The 13,251-nt window shown below is 71.2% G+C and carries 11 protein-coding genes; 10 read left to right on the top strand and 1 reads right to left on the bottom strand.

Annotated elements, in window-relative coordinates; all coding sequences use genetic code 11:
- Nucleotides 1–29 precede the first annotated feature (29 nt).
- From rlmN to AB3X52_RS02220, 4 genes are all read left to right on the top strand, one after another.
- Nucleotides 30–1,211: a dual-specificity RNA methyltransferase RlmN gene (rlmN, locus tag AB3X52_RS02235; protein ID WP_437440526.1), complete on the top strand. Its 1,182-nt coding sequence runs from the start codon at nt 30–32 to the stop codon at nt 1,209–1,211.
- Nucleotides 1,212–1,215: 4 nt separating this feature from the next.
- Nucleotides 1,216–1,782, top strand: coding sequence for a P-loop NTPase family protein (locus AB3X52_RS02230; protein WP_367991099.1), 567 nt, complete (start codon nt 1,216–1,218; stop codon nt 1,780–1,782).
- 47 nt (nt 1,783–1,829) lie between these two features.
- Complete coding sequence (locus tag AB3X52_RS02225) at nt 1,830–2,624, top strand: GNAT family N-acetyltransferase (protein ID WP_367991098.1); 795 nt, start codon at nt 1,830–1,832, stop codon at nt 2,622–2,624.
- Between the two features lie 70 nt (nt 2,625–2,694).
- A complete protein-coding gene (locus tag AB3X52_RS02220; RefSeq protein ID WP_367991096.1) occupies nt 2,695–3,870 on the top strand; it encodes a glycosyltransferase family 4 protein in 1,176 nt (391 codons plus the stop codon).
- On the opposite strand, the gene AB3X52_RS02215 is transcribed toward AB3X52_RS02220, so the two are convergent.
- Nucleotides 3,862–4,956 carry an LOG family protein gene (locus AB3X52_RS02215; protein ID WP_367991095.1) on the bottom strand — a complete coding sequence of 365 codons (1,095 nt, stop codon included), beginning with the start codon at nt 4,954–4,956 and terminating at the stop codon, nt 3,862–3,864. The two genes, AB3X52_RS02220 and AB3X52_RS02215, sit on opposite strands and share 9 nt — an antisense overlap.
- A gap of 88 nt (nt 4,957–5,044) precedes the next feature.
- On the opposite strand from AB3X52_RS02215, the gene AB3X52_RS02210 reads away from it, so the two are divergent.
- The 6 genes from AB3X52_RS02210 to scpC all read left to right on the top strand — a co-directional run bounded on the left by AB3X52_RS02210 (nt 5,045) and on the right by scpC (nt 12,922).
- Nucleotides 5,045–6,181 carry a 1-deoxy-D-xylulose-5-phosphate reductoisomerase gene (locus tag AB3X52_RS02210; RefSeq protein ID WP_367991094.1) on the top strand — a complete coding sequence of 379 codons (1,137 nt, stop codon included), beginning with the start codon at nt 5,045–5,047 and terminating at the stop codon, nt 6,179–6,181.
- Nucleotides 6,178–7,491: a M50 family metallopeptidase gene (locus AB3X52_RS02205; protein ID WP_367991093.1), complete on the top strand. Its 1,314-nt coding sequence runs from the start codon at nt 6,178–6,180 to the stop codon at nt 7,489–7,491. The genes AB3X52_RS02210 and AB3X52_RS02205 overlap by 4 nt, the downstream gene beginning before the upstream one ends.
- Before the next feature lie 19 nt (nt 7,492–7,510).
- Nucleotides 7,511–8,662: a flavodoxin-dependent (E)-4-hydroxy-3-methylbut-2-enyl-diphosphate synthase gene (gene ispG / locus AB3X52_RS02200; protein ID WP_367991091.1), complete on the top strand. Its 1,152-nt coding sequence runs from the start codon at nt 7,511–7,513 to the stop codon at nt 8,660–8,662.
- Nucleotides 8,663–8,738: 76 nt separating this feature from the next.
- Nucleotides 8,739–9,584 carry a GNAT family N-acetyltransferase gene (locus tag AB3X52_RS02195; protein WP_367991089.1) on the top strand — a complete coding sequence of 282 codons (846 nt, stop codon included), beginning with the start codon at nt 8,739–8,741 and terminating at the stop codon, nt 9,582–9,584.
- Nucleotides 9,585–9,635: 51 nt separating this feature from the next.
- Nucleotides 9,636–11,402, top strand: a complete 1,767-nt coding sequence (locus AB3X52_RS02190; protein ID WP_367991088.1) for a proline--tRNA ligase — start codon at nt 9,636–9,638, stop codon at nt 11,400–11,402.
- Nucleotides 11,399–12,922, top strand: coding sequence for a succinyl-CoA:acetate CoA-transferase ScpC (gene scpC, locus AB3X52_RS02185; RefSeq protein ID WP_367991086.1), 1,524 nt, complete (start codon nt 11,399–11,401; stop codon nt 12,920–12,922). The genes AB3X52_RS02190 and scpC overlap by 4 nt, the downstream gene beginning before the upstream one ends.
- Nucleotides 12,923–13,251: the final 329 nt, after the last annotated feature.

Raw genomic sequence — 13,251 nt, 5'->3', positions numbered from 1 at the left:
TTTAGGCCCGGTCTGCGACGGGTGGGAGAATGGTGTCGATGTCCGAGAGTCCCGCGCCCTCCGCCACCTCGCCCGAGGCCGAAGCCGCCGCCATGGCCGGGCGGGCGCTTCCCCTGGTCATGAGTCCGCCGCGTGGCCGGGCCAAGCCGCCGCGCCATCTGGCCGACCTCTCGCTCCCGGAGCGACAGGAGGCGGCGAAGGAGCTCGGCCTGCCGGCCTTCCGCGCCAAGCAGCTCTCGGTGCACTACTTCGAGCGGCTCGTCGACGACCCCGAGCAGATGACCGACCTCCCGGCCGTGCAGCGCGCCGACCTCGTCGCCGGGTTCCTGCCCGAGCTGATGACGTCGCTGCGCACCCTCGAGGCCGACAAGGGGACCACGCGCAAGACGCTGTGGAAGCTCTTCGACGGTGCGCTCGTGGAGTCGGTGCTCATGCGCTATCCCGACCGCGCGACCATGTGCGTCTCCAGCCAGGCCGGATGCGGGATGGCCTGTCCGTTCTGTGCGACCGGGCAGGGCGGTCTCCAGCGCAACATGTCGACCGCCGAGATCGTCGAGCAGGTCGTCGCCGGAGCGCGGTCGCTCGCGCGCGGCGAGGTGCCTGGTGGCCCGGGCCGGGTGTCCAACGTGGTCTTCATGGGGATGGGGGAGCCGCTCGCCAACTACAAGGCGGTCATCGGCGCCGTACGCCGCCTGACGGCCCCCGCGCCGGACGGGCTCGGCATGTCGGCGCGCGGCATCACGGTGTCGACCGTCGGGCTGGTGCCGCGGATCAGGCAGCTCGCCGACGAGGGCATCCCGGTGACGCTGGCGCTGAGCCTGCACGCGCCCGACGACGAGCTCCGCAACGAGCTGGTCCCGATCAACACCCGTTTCTCGGTCGCCGAGACCGTCGAGGCGGCGTGGGAGTACGCCCACAAGACCAAGCGTCGCGTCTCGATCGAGTACGCCATGATGCGCGGCATCAACGACCAGGCCTGGCGCGCCGACCTGCTCGCCGACGTGCTTAACTCCTACGGCGACTGGGGCTGGGTCCACGTGAACCTGATCCCGCTCAACCCCATCGAGGGGTCGAAGTGGACGGCGTCCGACCCGGCCGACGAGCGTGAGTTCGTCCGCCGCCTGGAGGCCAAGGGCATCTCGACGACCGTCCGAGACACCCGCGGCCGGGAGATCGACGGCGCCTGCGGGCAGCTCGCCGCCAAGGAGTAGCGACGTGTCGGTCCTCGGACCCGACGACGCGTTGCCCTACCGTCCGCGCCGCATCCTGGTCGGCGGGACCTCCGGCTCCGGGAAGTCGACGCTCGCCAAGCGGCTGTCGCATCTGCTCGGCGTGCCCTACACCGAGATCGACGCGCTGTTCCACGGTGAGGACTGGACGCCTCGTGCGGAGTTCATCGCGGACGTCGAGGCGCTCGCCGGTCGGGAGTCGTGGATCACCGAGTACCAGTACGACGCAGCGCGTCCGATCCTCCTGGCGCACTGCGACCTCGTCGTCTACCTGCTGCTCGATCGGCACCTGGTCATGAGCCGGGTGGTCGCACGGACCGTGCGCCGGTCGCTGCGCCGTGAGGTCCTCTGGAACGGCAACGTCGAGCCCCGGTTGCGGACGATCCTGCGCGACCGTGACCACATCATCCGCTGGGCGTGGCGGACGCATGGCCTCGGGCCGGGCCGCGTCGAGCACCTGGCCGCCACCCGCCCCGACCTCCCCATCGTCGTGCTGCGGTCTCCCGCCGAGATCCGCCGGTGGATCTCGGCGGTGTCGGCCGAGCGGGACTGATCGACGGAGGCGCATGGCCGCAGTTCCGGGGTGCTAGCGTCCGGCACGTGAGCGCGCTCGACTCGTCCGCCGTGGTGGCGGCGAGCAATGCCTGGGTGTGGTATCCCGACGACGCGACGGTGGTCGACACCGACGACCGTCTGCTCGTCCGCTGGCCCGACCACGTCGGGCTCCCTCCGACCCTGAACCGTTTCGCGCCGGCCGGTGACCTGGAGGAGGCCTTCGGCGAGGTTGTCGCGCAGGTGCGTGCCTGGGGTGATCGGGAGCTGGTCGCCTGGGTCAGGCTCGACTGCCCGGCGGGCCTCGAGGACCTGCTGCGCGCGCGGGGCGGCAGGCCCGAGGAGACGGTCGACGTCTTCGCGCAGTCGCTGGCCGGCGTACGCGATCTGCACGTGCCGGCCGGCATCGAGGTGCGCTGGCGCAACGACCCGGAGACGATCCGCGACGGCGCCGTCGTCTCGGTCGCAGCGTTCGGCGAGGGCACCGTCCCCGACGATGAGCGGGCCCGGAAGTGGGCGGCCGAATACGCCGCCGACCACGCCGTCGGCCGGGGCGGTTCCGTCGTGGTGTACGTCGACGGACGGCCGGCCGGCACGGGCGGGCTGACCCTCGCCGACGGCGTGGCGCGGCTCTGGGGCGGAGCGACGCACCCCGACCTCCGTGGTCACGGCGCCTACCGCGCGGTGCTGGCCGCCCGGCTGGCGTACGCCGCGGACCACGGCGCGACGATGGCGCTGGTGAAGGGCAGGGTGGAGACGAGCGGGCCGATCCTGCGGCGCGCCGGCTTCGAGGCCTTCGGCCAGGAGCGGTCCTACCGCCTGCCTCTCCTGTCACAGAACTAGCCACAGCTCATTCACCGACACGTCAACTGACCCTGGCGTGCCGTTGTGTCTCGCCGCTGACCATCGAGCTATGGCCACTCAGCTCGAGGTCACCGCGATGCCCGCCCGCAGGCGCGACCCGCTGCGGGTGCTGGTCGTCTCCGAGTCCTTCCTGCCGCAGGTCAACGGCGTCACCAACTCGGTCCGCCGCGTCCTGGAGCACCTCGCCGCCGAGGGGCACGCGGCCGAGCTGGTCGCGCCGACCGGCCCGGCGTCGTACGCCGGCTTCCCGGTCACGCGCGCCCGCGGCGCGAACCTATGGTTCTACCGCGACTTCCGCATCGGCCTCGAGACGCGCCGCCGGCTGCGTCACGTCATGCTGCGCTTCCGCCCCGACGTCGTCCACGTCGCGTCACCGGCCACACTCGGCTACCAGGCGGTCCGGGTGGCGAACGAGCTCGGCGTCCCGACCGTCGCGATCTACCAGACCGACCTGGTCGGTTTCGCCGAGAGGTACGGCGTCGCCGGCGCCTCGAAGGCGATGGCGGCCCTCACCCGCAAGATCCACGCCGGTGTCGACCGGACCCTGGCGCCGAGCACCTCCAGCCTGACCCAGCTCGACCGACTCGGGATCTTGCGCACGGAGCTGTGGCCTCGGGGTGTCGACGTCGAGGCCTTCCACCCCTCGCGGCTCGACCACGACCTGCGGGCGCGACTCGCCCCCGAGGGCCAGATGATCGTCGGGTACGTCGGCCGGCTGGCCGCCGAGAAGGAGCTGGAGCTCCTTGGCGCGCTCACCGCGGACCCTCGGCTCGCCGTCGTGCTCGTCGGCGGAGGCCCCGAGGAGCACCGCCTGCGCGCCCTGCTGCCGCACGCGCGTTTCCTCGGGGTGCTCCACGGCGAGGAGCTCGGGGCGGCGTACGCCTCGCTCGACGTCTTCGTCCACACCGGCCGCCATGAGACGTTCTGCCAGTCCGCGCAGGAGGCGCTGGCGTCCGGCGTACCAGTGGTCGCCCCGCGCTCCGGCGGGCCGGTGGACATCGTCTCGGACCAGGTGACGGGGTTCCTCTACGAGCCGGGCGACGCCGCGGCGCTGGCCGGCTATGTCGACCTGCTCCGCCGCGACGCGCAGCAGCGGCGTCGGATGGGACGCAACGGACGGGTGAGCGTCGCCCACAAGTCGTGGCGCACGGTCAACGAGGCGCTCGTCGGCCACTATCGCGACGTCATCGCGGAGCGCGCCATGCCGCGGCAGCTCTCAGCGTGAGTGCCCGTTGAGCACGCCCGCGGCCTCGTCGAGGGTGTCGACGAGGTGCACGTGGCCCTCCATCGCGCGCCCGCGGGCGAGCGACTGGAGCAGCGGCCAGGCCGGCAGGTCGCGCGTCCAGTAGTCCACGCCGACGAGCACCATCGGCGCGACCGCGGAGGTGTCGGCGTAGTAGTTCTCGCAGGCGTCCTGGAAGACCTCCTGGACCGTCCCGCCCAGCCCGGGGAGGAAGACGATGCCCGCGTCGCAGACCTCGAGCAGGATCGCCTCGCGGGTCGCGTTGCGGAAGTACTTCGCGACCACGCCGGCGAACACGTTCGGCGGCTCGTGGCCGTAGTGCCAGGTCGGGATCCCGAGCGAGCGCCCGGGCTCGCCCCCCACCCGCTCCCGCACGTCGAGGGCCACCTCGACCCAGCCCTGGATCGAGGGCCGGAAGCCCGGCACCCTCGCCAACGTGTCCAGCGCCGCAGTGAGGTCCTCCTCGGGCCGGTCGGCGAGCCAGGCGCCGAGGTTGGCGGCCTCCATCGCGCCCGGACCGCCGCCGGTGGCGACGGTGTGGGCGCGGCCGAGCAGCCGCCCGAGGCGGGCCGCGTCGGCGTACGCCGACGACCCACGCTCCACCGCGTGACCGCCCATCACGCCGACGAGGTGGCGCCCCGTGATCCAGGACTCCAGCGCCTGGTCGATCGCGTGGTCGTGGAGCGCCCGGGCGAGCGTGTCGTCCGGACCGCCGTGCTGCTGGGACCAAGCATAGGCCCGAGCGTCGAGCGTACGACGGTAGTCGGGCGCGTCGTACAGCTCATCGGGGGCGTAGAGCGTGGAGCGGTAGACGTCGACCGGGACCTCGGGGATCGTCGGCAGCAGCAGCGCGCCCTGCGCCTCGGCGAGCTCCGCGTCGCCCGGCGCGAACCGGCAGCCGAGGAACGTCGCCCCGGTCAGCTCGAGCCGGTGCAGCGCCGCCGACCGGTCGGTCAGGTCGAGCCCGCGCAGGCGCCAGCCCCGCAGCGACGTGGCTCCGGCCGCGAGACGATGGTCGAGCTCCGCGAGGGTCTCGACGTTGACGAGGCGGCCGCGATGGTGCTTCACGGGCACAACCTAACCGCGAGGTGATGCCCAGGGTGCGCCATGGCGCACCCTGGGCATCACCTCGGGACCGGACTGGGAGGATGGCCGGGTGAGAGATGTCGTGATCCTCGGTTCGACGGGGTCGATCGGGACCCAGGCCCTCGAGCTCGTACGCCGCAACCCCGACCGCTTCCGGGTCGTCGCGCTGACGGCCGGCGGGTCCAGCCCGGCGAGCACCGCGCTGTTCGAGCGGCAGGTCGCCGAGTTCGCGCCGGCGTTCCACGGGCTGGGGGAGGGCGCGAGCGTCGAGGCGGCGGCGCGTGCGGCCGACGTCGTCCTCAACGGCATCACCGGGGCCGTGGGACTGCGTCCGACCCTCGCCGCGCTCGAGGCGGGCAACACCCTGGCGCTGGCCAACAAGGAGTCGCTCATCATCGGCGGCCCGCTGGTGAAGAGGGTCGCGGAACCGGGCCAGATCGTGCCGGTCGACTCCGAGCACAGCGCGATCGCGCAGAGCCTGCGGGCGGGCAGCCCCGACGAGGTGCGCCGCCTGGTCGTCACCGCCAGCGGCGGCCCCTTCCGGGGACGGAGCCGCGCGGAGCTCGCCGACGTCACGCCTGCCGAGGCGCTCAAGCACCCCAACTTCGCGATGGGCCGGGTCATCACCACCAACTCCGCGACCCTGGTCAACAAGGGGCTCGAGGTGATCGAGGCCCATCTGCTCTTCGACGTCCCCTTCGACCGGATCGAGGTCGTCGTCCACCCGCAGCAGTACATCCACTCGATGGTGGAGTTCACCGACGGCGCGGTCGTCGCCCAGCTCGGGCTGCCGACCATGATGGTGCCCATCGCGATGGGCATGGCCTGGCCCGACCGCATCGCCGACGCGGAGACCCCGATCGACTGGACGAAGGCGTCCGACTGGCGCTTCGAGCCGCTCGACGACGACGCCTTCCCCGCGGTGAGGCTCGCGCGTCACGTGGGGCAGCTCGGGGCGACCTACCCTGCGGTCTACAACGCCGCCAACGAGGTCTGCGTCGACGCCTTCCACGAGGGCCGACTGCCCTTCACCGGCATCGTCGACACGGTCGCCGAGGTGGTCGAGCGTCACGGATCGGGCGTTGTTGGGATCGCCCCCGTAGGCTCGGGCGCGCACGACTCCCTCCCCGCGCTCACGGTGGAGGACGTGCTCGCCGCCGACGCCTGGGCGCGCGAGGAGACCGCTCGACTGCTGGAGACCGCATGACCGCCCTGCTCTACCTCGTCGGCGTCCTGATCTTCGTGGTCGGGCTGGCGGCGTCCGTGGGCCTCCACGAGCTCGGCCACCTCATCCCCGGCAAGCTCTACAACGTCAAGGTGACGCAATACTTCGTCGGCTTCGGCCGCACGATCTGGTCCCGGCGCAAGGGCGAGACGGAGTACGGCGTCAAGGCGATCCCGCTCGGTGGCTACGTCAAGCTCGTGGGGATGATCGAGCCCGGTGAGGGCGAGGACGAGACCCGCGTCCGGAGCCGCAACACCGGCATGTTCGCGCAACTCGTCGCCGACGCCCGGAGCGCGGAGTACGAGCACGTCGGCCCCCACGACCACCACCGGCTCTTCTACAAGCTGCCGTGGTGGAAGAAGATCGTCGTGATGGGGTCGGGCGTGGCGACCAACCTGGTCATCGCCTTCCTCCTCTTCGCGGTCGTCTTCATGGGGTACGGCGTCGACACCCCCACGCAGACCGTGTCGCAGGTGTCGGCCTGCGTGAAGGTGGTCGAGACCGGGACGGACCCGGGCGACTGCACGGCCAAGGACCCCGAGTCGCCGGCGAAGAAGGCCGGGCTGCTCCCGGGCGACCGGATCGTGGCATTCAACGGCACCCGGATCAGCGACTACGACGAGCTCCAGACGCTCATCCGGGGCAACGACGCCGGCGCCGCGACGCTGGTCGTCGAGCGCGACGGCAAGACGCTCACGCTCCACACCAGCACCACGGTCACGGACCTGCCGTCGCTGGAGGACGCCGACGCGTCGGTCAAGGCCGGCTTCCTGGGCATCACCCCGGCGCAGGTCCGCGAGCGGCAGGGCCTCGGCTACACCGTCGACACGATGGCGAGCGGCACCTGGGAGACGCTCAAGGCGATCGGCTCGCTGCCGCCGAAGGTCTACCACGTGGCGCGCGCGGCCGTCGGGCTGGAGAAGCGCGACCCCAACGGCCCGCAGAGTGTCGTGGGCGCCGGCCGGGTCGCCGGGGAGATCGCCTCGCACGACGGGGTGAGCGCGATGGAGCGACTGACCTCGATCCTGCTGATCCTCGCCTCCCTCAACCTCTTCCTCGGGCTCCTCAACCTGGTGCCGCTGCCGCCGTTCGACGGCGGCCAGATCGCCACCACCGTGGTCGAGGCCGTACGCCGCGGCATCGCCCGGGTCCGGGGACGACCGGACCCGGGCGGGATCGACGCCGCGAAGCTGTTGCCGCTGACCTATGCGATGGCCGCGGTGATCCTCGTGGTGAGCGTCATCCTCATCTATGCCGACGTCGTCGTCCCCATTCATCTCCCGTCCAACTGAGAGGACTAACCTGACCAGCATGACCGCGATCTCCTTGGGTATGCCTGCCGCTCCGCCGCCGGTCCTCGCTCCTCGTCGTCAGACCCGCCAGATCAAGGTCGGCTCGGTCGGTGTCGGCAGCGACCACCCGATCTCGGTGCAGTCGATGACGACGACGCTCACCGCCGATGTCAACAGCACCCTCCAGCAGATCGCCGAGCTCACCGCCGCGGGCTGCGACATCGTGCGCGTCGCGTGCCCGAGCCAGGACGACGCGGAGGCGCTGCCGGCGATCGCGCACAAGTCGCAGATCCCGGTCATCGCCGACATCCACTTCCAGCCGAAGTACGTCTTCGCGGCCATCGACGCCGGCTGCGCCGGCGTGCGGGTCAATCCCGGCAACATCAAGAAGTTCGACGACCAGGTCAAGCAGATCGCCAAGGCGGCCAAGGACGCCGGGGTCTCGATCCGGATCGGCGTCAACGCCGGGTCGCTCGACAAGCGTCTGCTGGAGAAGTACGGCAAGGCCACGCCCGAGGCGCTCGTCGAGTCGGCGGTGTGGGAGGCGAGCCTCTTCGAGGAGCACGACTTCCACGACTTCAAGATCTCGGTCAAGCACAACGATCCGGTCGTCATGGTCCGCGCCTACGAGCTCCTCGCCGAGCGCGGCGACTGGCCGCTCCACCTCGGCGTGACCGAGGCGGGCCCGGCGTTCCAGGGCACGATCAAGTCCGCCACCGCCTTCGGCGCGCTGCTCAGCAAGGGCATCGGTGACACCATCCGCGTCTCCCTCTCCGCGCCGCCGGTCGAGGAGGTCAAGGTGGGCCTCCAGATCCTGGAGTCGCTCAACCTCCGCCCGCGTCGGCTCGAGATCGTCTCCTGTCCGTCCTGCGGCCGGGCCCAGGTCGATGTCTACAAGCTCGCCAACGAGGTGACCGCTGGTCTCGACGGCCTCGAGGTGCCGCTCCGCGTCGCGGTCATGGGCTGCGTCGTCAACGGCCCCGGTGAGGCCCGCGAGGCCGATCTCGGGGTCGCCTCCGGCAACGGCAAGGGCCAGATCTTCGTCAAGGGCGAGGTCATCAAGACCGTCCCCGAGGCGGCGATCGTCGAGACGCTCATCGAGGAGGCGATGAAGATCGCCGAGGGCATGGAGCCCGTCGAGGGCGCCGGCGCCGAGGTCAGCGTCTCCTGAGGCGCTCGGCCGGGCCGGCTGTTCAGCTTGACGAGCATGCACCGATGTCCGGCCTCCGACACCGTAGGCTCGTCCCATGCTCACGACGCGCCAGGGGATCCGGCCGCTGAACGCCGGTGACCTGCCGGCGTTCCTGGAGCTGACCGGCCGCGATCCGGTGGTCAACGTCTTCGCGGAGTACCGCGCCCGCACGACCAGTCTCGAGCCCCGCTGGCTCGGCGGCGAGATGTGGGGCCGGTGGTCCGGTGGCGACCTCGTCGCAGCCTGTCACGTCGGCGCCAACCTCGTCCCGATCGAGGCCTCCGAGGACGACGCGCTCGCCTTCGGCGAGCGCGCCCTCGGCCGTGGGCGCACCGTGTCGACGATCGTGGGCCCGCAGCTGCCGGTGCGGGCGTTCTGGTCGATGGTCGGGCCCTCCTGGGGACGGCCGCGTGAGACGCGGTGGGAGCAGCCCCATCTGGAGCAGCGGCTGCCGAGCCGGGTCGAGCCCGACGAACACGTGCGGCGTACGACGCGCGGCGACCTCGCCGTGCTCTACCCGGCCTGCGTGGCGATGTACACCGAGGAGGTCGGTGTCTCCCCGGAGTGGGGCGGCGGCAGCGACCTCTACCGCGCCCGGGTCATGCAGCTCATCTCTCGAGGTTGGTCGTTCGCGCGGTTCGACGAGGGGCGGCTCGTCTTCAAGGCGGAGGTCGCCTGCGCGACGCCGTACGCTGCCCAGATCCAGGGCGTCTACGTCCCGCCCGAGCGCCGTGGCGAGGGCCTCGCCACCCGCGGCATGGCCGCGGTCGCCGAGATCGTGAAGCGGGAGATCGCTCCGGCGGTCTCGCTCTACGTCAACGAGTGGAACGCACCGGCACGCACGGCCTATGAGCGGGCCGGCTTCGTCGAGACGGATCGGTTCTCGACGGTCATGTTCTGAGCGGGGGATCTGGTTCGCCGCCCACCGAGCCGGCGCCGTACCCTTCTCGTCATGATCGCCAGGATGTCGACCTTGTTCCTGCGGACCCTGCGTGAGGATCCGGCGGACGCCGAGGTCGCGAGCCACAAGCTGCTCGTCCGCGCGGGCTACATCCGCCGCGCCGCCCCGGGGATCTACACCTGGCTGCCGCTCGGGCTGCGCGTGCTGCGCAAGGTCGAGGGCATCATCCGCGACGAGATGTCGGCGATCGGCGCCCAGGAGGTGACCTTCCCGGCGCTGCTGCCGCGTGAGCCCTACGAGGCCACCGGCCGGTGGACGGAGTACGGCGACGGCATCTTCCGCCTCAAGGACCGCAAGGACGCCGACTATCTCCTCGGGCCGACCCACGAGGAGATGTTCACCCTCCTGGTGAAGGACCTCTACGGCTCCTACAAGGACCTGCCGCTCTCGCTCTACCAGATCCAGAACAAGTACCGCGACGAGGCGCGTCCGCGCGCCGGCCTGCTGCGCGGGCGCGAGTTCATCATGAAGGACTCCTACTCCTTCGACGTCGACGACGCGGGACTGGAGGCGAGCTACCAGCGCCACCGTGACGCCTACGTCAAGATCTTCGACAGGCTCGGGTTCGAGTACGTCATCGTCAAGGCGACGTCCGGCGCCATGGGCGGCTCCGCGTCGGAGGAGTTCCTCGCCAAGGCCGCGGTCGGCGAGGACACCTACGTGCGCTGCACGAAGTGCGACTACGCCGCCAACGTCGAGGCCGTCCAGGTCCGGCCGCCCGCGCCTGTGCCGTACGACGACGCGCCGGCCGCCCACGCCGAGGACACCCCCGGCACGCCCACGATCGAGTCGCTCGTCGACCACCTCAACACCGCCTTCTCGCGCGAGGACCGCCCGTGGACGGCGGCGGACACGCTCAAGAACGTCCTGGTGCTGCTCAAGCACCCCGACGGCACCACCGAGCCGCTGGCGATCGGGCTGCCCGGTGACCGCGAGGTCGACCAGAAGCGGCTCGAGGGCCAGCTCGAGCCGATCGAGGTCGTGCCCATGGACGAGGCCGAGCTGAAGAAGCACCCGGCGCTCGTGAAGGGCTACATCGGCCCCGGCGTGCTGGGGGAGGACAACGCGTCCGGCATCAGGTACCTCGTCGACCCGCGCGTCGTCGAGGGCACCCGCTGGGTCACCGGTGCGGACGTCGACGGTCAGCACGTCCTCGACCTGGTCGCCGGCCGTGACTTCACCCCTGACGGCACCATCGAGGCCGCCGAGGTCTGGGACGGCGACGCCTGCCCCAACTGCGAGGACGGCGTCCTGGAGTCGGCCCGGGGCATCGAGATGGGCCACGTCTTCCAGCTCGGCCGCAAGTACGCCGACGCCCTCGGCCTCCAGGTCCTCGACGAGTTCGGCAAGCTCGTCACCGTCACGATGGGCTCCTACGGCATCGGCGTCACCCGGGCCGTGGCGGCGATCGCCGAGGGCACCCTCGACGACATCGGCCTCTGCTGGCCGCGCAACGTCGCGCCGTACGACGTCCACCTGGTCGCCACGGGCAAGGACAAGGCGGTCTTCGAGGCCGCCGCGCGCCTGGCCGCCGAGCTCGAGGCGGCGGGGATCGACGTGCTCTACGACGACCGCGAGAAGGTCAGCCCCGGGGTGAAGTTCAAGGACGCCGAGTTGATCGGCGTGCCGACGATCGTCACCGTCGGGCGCGGCCTCGTCGACGGTCTCGTCGAGGTCAAGGACCGGCGCTCGGGGGAGCGGAGCGACGTCCCGGTCGCCGAGGCGGCCGCCCACCTGGCCCGGCTCGTCCGGGCATGAGCCCGGGCGGCGGGGCCGACCGGATCCTCGACCGAGCCCTGGCCGGGCGGGTGATGACAGCCGCCGACGCGGCCGCCCAGATCCGCCCGGGCGACACGGTGGGCTTCAGCGGGTTCACCGGCGCCGGCTATCCCAAGGCGGTGCCGGGCGCGCTGGCGGAGCGGATGACGGCGGCCCACGACCGTGGCGAGGATTTCCGGATCCAGGCGTGGTCGGGCGCGTCGACCGCGCCCGACCTCGACGGCGTCCTCGCGGCTGCCCACGGGCTGAGCAAGCGCATCCCCTATCAGTCCGACCCGGTCCTGCGTCGCCAGATCAACGACGGTGAGGTCGAGTACGTCGACGCTCACCTGAGCCATACGGCGCAGCACAGCTGGTTCGGCTTCTACGGTCCGCTCGACGCCGCCGTCATCGAGGTGGCAGCGATCCTGCCGCACGGCCTGCTGGTGCCGAGCAGTTCGGTCGGCAACAACAAGACCTGGCTCGAGCACGCCGACCGGGTGGTCCTCGAGGTCAACAGTTGGCAGCCGCGCGAGTTCGAAGGCTTCCACGACGTCTACTACGGCACCCGGCTCCCTCCCCATCGCGCGCCGATCCAGCTCACCTCGCCGATGCAGCGCATCGGAGACCCCTACCTCCGGGTCGACCCCGACCGAGTGGTCGCGGTCGTCGAGACCAACGCGCCGGACCGCAACAGCCCGCTCGCGCCGCTCGACGACCACAGCCGCGCGATGGCCGACCTGCTCGTCGACTTCCTGCGCCACGAGGTCCGCCACGACCGGATGCCGGCGAGCCTGCTGCCGCTGCAGTCGGGCGTCGGCAACGTCGCCAACGCGGTGATGGCGGGGCTGCTCGAGAGCGAGTTCGAGGGGCTGACGTCCTACACCGAGACCATCCAGGACGGCCTCCTCGACCTGTTGGACGCCGGCAAGCTCACCGGAGTCTCAGCCACCTCCTTCGGGCTCTCGCCTGACGGCGTACGCCGCTTCAACGCAAGCGTCAACGACTACAAGGGTCGGATCCTGCTGCGCAGCCAGGAGATCTCGAACCATCCTGAGGTCGTCCGCCGGCTCGGGCTGATCGCCATCAACGGCATGATCGAGGCCGACATCTACGGCAACGTCAACTCCACCCACGTGGCCGGCAGCGCGATCATGAACGGCATCGGCGGCAGCGGCGACTTCGCGCGCAACGCCTATCTCAACTTCTTCGTCTCGCCGTCGACGGCGAAGGACGGCGCGATCTCGGCCATCGTGCCGTTCGCCAGCCACATCGACCACACCGAGCACGACGTCCAGGTGCTCGTCACCGAGCAGGGCCTGGCCGACCTGCGTGGGCTCTCGCCCCGGGCCCGGGCCCGCCGGATCATCGACCGGTGCGCCCACCCCGACTTCCGGGACCGGCTCGAGGACTACTTCGAGCGCGCCCAGAAGGCTCATCCGCACGCCCTCCACACCCCGCACCTGCTCGACGAGGCGCTCGGCTGGCACCGCAGCCTCCTCGAGACCGGGCGCATGTGAGTGGCGTTTGCGGGTGATACCCGGGCGCTCGGCGCTGGCGTTGGGTGCGCGTGGCGATAGGGCCAAGAGACAGGGATGGTCTGCAGGTTTATGCAATGCACAAGCATGACCCAGCCGCCCTCTGGCCCCTGATCGAGGGCTCACTGCAAACTTGTGCATGAGAGCGAAACCCGTCGGTCCCCACTTTCGAGGCGGAGCTCTCGAAGCGGCCTCGTGTCCAGGCCTTCCTGGCCCGCGGTCGTCCGGTTTCGGGGAACATCTCGGGAGTTCCCCGCACCAGACGACCGCGGGCCTTCTTCTTTGTCAAGGCGTCAGCGTCGAGGCATCAG

Source organism: Nocardioides eburneus (genome assembly GCF_040838215.1).
GTDB classification, from domain to species: Bacteria; Actinomycetota; Actinomycetes; order Propionibacteriales; family Nocardioidaceae; genus Nocardioides; species Nocardioides eburneus.
Note: the sequence above shows the minus strand (reverse complement) of the source record. Positions and strands in the feature narration are given on the sequence as shown.

What these genes read in the sequence shown, in the direction of transcription:
- rlmN (WP_437440526.1), top strand. Translation starts at nt 30, where the DNA reads ATGGTGTCGATGTCCGAGAGTCCCGCGCCCTCCGCCACCTCGCCCGAG.
- AB3X52_RS02220 (WP_367991096.1), top strand. Translation starts at nt 2,695, where the DNA reads ATGGCCACTCAGCTCGAGGTCACCGCGATGCCCGCCCGCAGGCGCGAC.
- AB3X52_RS02205 (WP_367991093.1), top strand. Translation starts at nt 6,178, where the DNA reads ATGACCGCCCTGCTCTACCTCGTCGGCGTCCTGATCTTCGTGGTCGGG.
- ispG (WP_367991091.1), top strand. Translation starts at nt 7,511, where the DNA reads ATGACCGCGATCTCCTTGGGTATGCCTGCCGCTCCGCCGCCGGTCCTC.
- AB3X52_RS02195 (WP_367991089.1), top strand. Translation starts at nt 8,739, where the DNA reads ATGCTCACGACGCGCCAGGGGATCCGGCCGCTGAACGCCGGTGACCTG.
- AB3X52_RS02190 (WP_367991088.1), top strand. Translation starts at nt 9,636, where the DNA reads ATGATCGCCAGGATGTCGACCTTGTTCCTGCGGACCCTGCGTGAGGAT.
- scpC (WP_367991086.1), top strand. Translation starts at nt 11,399, where the DNA reads ATGAGCCCGGGCGGCGGGGCCGACCGGATCCTCGACCGAGCCCTGGCC.